The following is a 2,211-nucleotide window of genomic DNA, read 5'->3' as shown; positions in this document are numbered from 1 at the left end:
CGTCGACGGCGCAGAGTGGCACGGATACTCCGGCTGGGAATCGTTCGGCGCCCGGTGACGATGCGGGCCGCGTAGCGGCCCGAGGAGCAGGCGGGCAATTGGACAGTAGGGTGACCCGGTGACCGTCTACGCCATCGCCCAGTTGCGGTTTACCGACCGCGCAGCCTACGACCGGTACCAGGCCCGATTCATGCACGTCTTTCGTCGACACCGTGGAACGTTGCTGGCAGCCGACGAGTCCCCAGAGGTCGTTGAGGGCAATTGGGATCGCGACAAGGTGGTGTTGATGTCATTTCCCGACGATGCGGAATTCCGGTCATGGTCGGAATCGCCGGAGTATCAGCAGATTTCCCAGGATCGCCGCGCGGGTGCGGACACGGTGGTGGTGTTGGCGAAGGGGCTGGCGTGACCGCTCGGCCATTGCGTGAACTCGTTGAGAGCGGCTGGGCGGCCGCATTGGAGCCGGTCGGCGAGCAGGTAGCCAAGATGGGCCAGTTTCTGCGCGAGGAGATCGCAGCGGGCCGAGGCTACCTACCAGCTGGACCGAATGTGTTGCGGGCCTTCACTTCTCCCTTCGAGCAGGTGCGAGTTCTGATTGTCGGACAGGACCCCTATCCGACACCCGGGCACGCTGTCGGCCTGAGCTTTTCGGTAGCCGCCGGCGTGCGCCCACTGCCCCGAAGCCTGGACAACATTTTTGCCGAATATGCCACAGACCTCGGCCACCCGATGCCGTCCAGTGGTGACCTCACGCCGTGGGCAGAGCGGGGGGTACTGCTGCTGAACCGGGTACTCACCGTGCGGCCGGGCAACCCGGCGTCTCACCGCGGCAAGGGCTGGGAGGCCGTCACCGAGTGCGCGATTCGCGCTCTGGTGGATCGCCGGCAACCGATGGTGGCCATCTTGTGGGGGCGGGACGCCTCGACGCTCAAGCCGATGCTGGCGGACGGTGACTGTGTCTCGATCGAATCGCCGCATCCCTCGCCGCTGTCGGCGTCGCGGGGATTCTTCGGTTCGCGCCCGTTCAGCCGCGCCAACGAACTGTTGGCCGAAATGGGCGGCGAGCCGATCGACTGGAAACTGCCTTAGCCGCGGGTGACCTTCCCGGCCTTGATGCACGACGTGCAGACGTTGATGCGGTGCTTGTTGCCGCCGGGGCGGTTGGCAACGCGCACGCTCTGGATGTTGGGATCCCACCGTCGGCTGGTCCGGCGATGGGAGTGCGACACCGACTTGCCGAAGCCGGGGCCTTTCCCGCAGATATCGCAGACGGCAGCCATACGTGAAACTCCTCAAATCTCTGGGGCCAAGGGCTGATTGCCCTGCTCCTCCTCAGGCCCTTCAGGCCTGCATCGTCGCAGGGCGCGACCAGTAACGGGTGGCCCGACGACCTGGCAAGAATAGCCGCCGCAGGGCAGAACCGCCAAAACGATTAACAGTCGCCGGGTGCCATGTGACCTGTGCTGTCGGCTGCAATAGATAGGCTGGCGCCCACCGATGGCGGCGCGAAGGAGGTGGGTCTCAGGTGGGGTCGGGGCTGGCTAGGCCGGATCGCCCATTGGACGCGTCCGCGCTGCGTGACTGGGCACACACCGCTGTTAGCGACCTGATCACCCACATCGACGAGATCAATCGGCTCAACGTGTTCCCGGTCGCCGATTCCGACACCGGCATCAACATGCTGTTCACCATGCGCTCGGCGTTGGCTGAGGCCAACCCCGTTGATTTATCCAAGGCAGGTCCTGGTGACGTCGTCCGGGTGGCCGCCGCCCTGTCGGCCGGCGCGCTGAACGGCGCGCGCGGCAACTCAGGGGTGATTTTGTCGCAGATTCTGCGCGGCATCGCCGACGTCACCGCCGGCGCGGTCGCCGAGTCCGGCGGTGAGCTGCAGGTGATCGACGCAGCACTGCTCGGCGCGGCGTTGCGCCGCGGCGTGGACCTGGTGATCAGCTCGATGGGTGGCCAGGAGGTCCCCGGCACGATCGTTTCGGTGTTGCGGGCGGCTGCCTGTGCCGTCGAGCAGACGGCTGGGGAGGGGTTCGCCCGGGCGATCACCGCCGCCGGCGACGCCGCGGTGGTCGCGTTGGAAAAGACGCCGGAGCAGCTTGACGTGCTGGGCGATGCCGGTGTGGTCGACGCAGGTGGGCGCGGGTTGTTGGTCCTGCTCGACGCGTTGCGCTCAACGATCACCGGGCAGGCGCCGAACCGCAC

General features: G+C 66.6%; 4 protein-coding genes. 3 read left to right on the top strand and 1 reads right to left on the bottom strand.

All coding sequences use genetic code 11. The features are described 5' to 3' along the window. Positions 1 to 118: 118 nt before the first annotated feature. Together WBF82_RS23870 and WBF82_RS23865 are read left to right on the top strand one after the other, a co-directional pair. Complete coding sequence (locus WBF82_RS23870) at positions 119 to 409, top strand: DUF1330 domain-containing protein (protein WP_424385397.1); 291 nt, start codon at positions 119 to 121, stop codon at positions 407 to 409. Beyond that, complete coding sequence (locus tag WBF82_RS23865) at positions 406 to 1,089, top strand: uracil-DNA glycosylase (RefSeq protein ID WP_424385396.1); 684 nt, start codon at positions 406 to 408, stop codon at positions 1,087 to 1,089. Before WBF82_RS23870 ends, WBF82_RS23865 begins: the two co-directional genes overlap by 4 nt. Here the strand turns inward: WBF82_RS23865 and rpmB are convergent. Beyond that, on the bottom strand, positions 1,086 to 1,280 hold the full coding sequence (rpmB, locus tag WBF82_RS23860) for a 50S ribosomal protein L28 (RefSeq protein WP_424385395.1): 195 nt from the start codon (positions 1,278 to 1,280) through the stop codon (positions 1,086 to 1,088). The two genes, WBF82_RS23865 and rpmB, sit on opposite strands and share 4 nt — an antisense overlap. Positions 1,281 to 1,537: 257 nt before the next feature. Here rpmB and WBF82_RS23855 point away from each other — a divergent pair. Next, a partial coding sequence (locus WBF82_RS23855) for a DAK2 domain-containing protein (RefSeq protein WP_424385398.1) occupies positions 1,538 to 2,211 on the top strand: 674 nt, incomplete at its 3' end.

The sequence above is a fragment of the Mycobacterium sp. genome, assembly GCF_049673265.1.
In the GTDB taxonomy this organism is placed as follows: domain Bacteria; phylum Actinomycetota; class Actinomycetes; order Mycobacteriales; family Mycobacteriaceae; genus Mycobacterium.
This window is presented reverse-complemented; position numbering and strand designations above follow the sequence as displayed.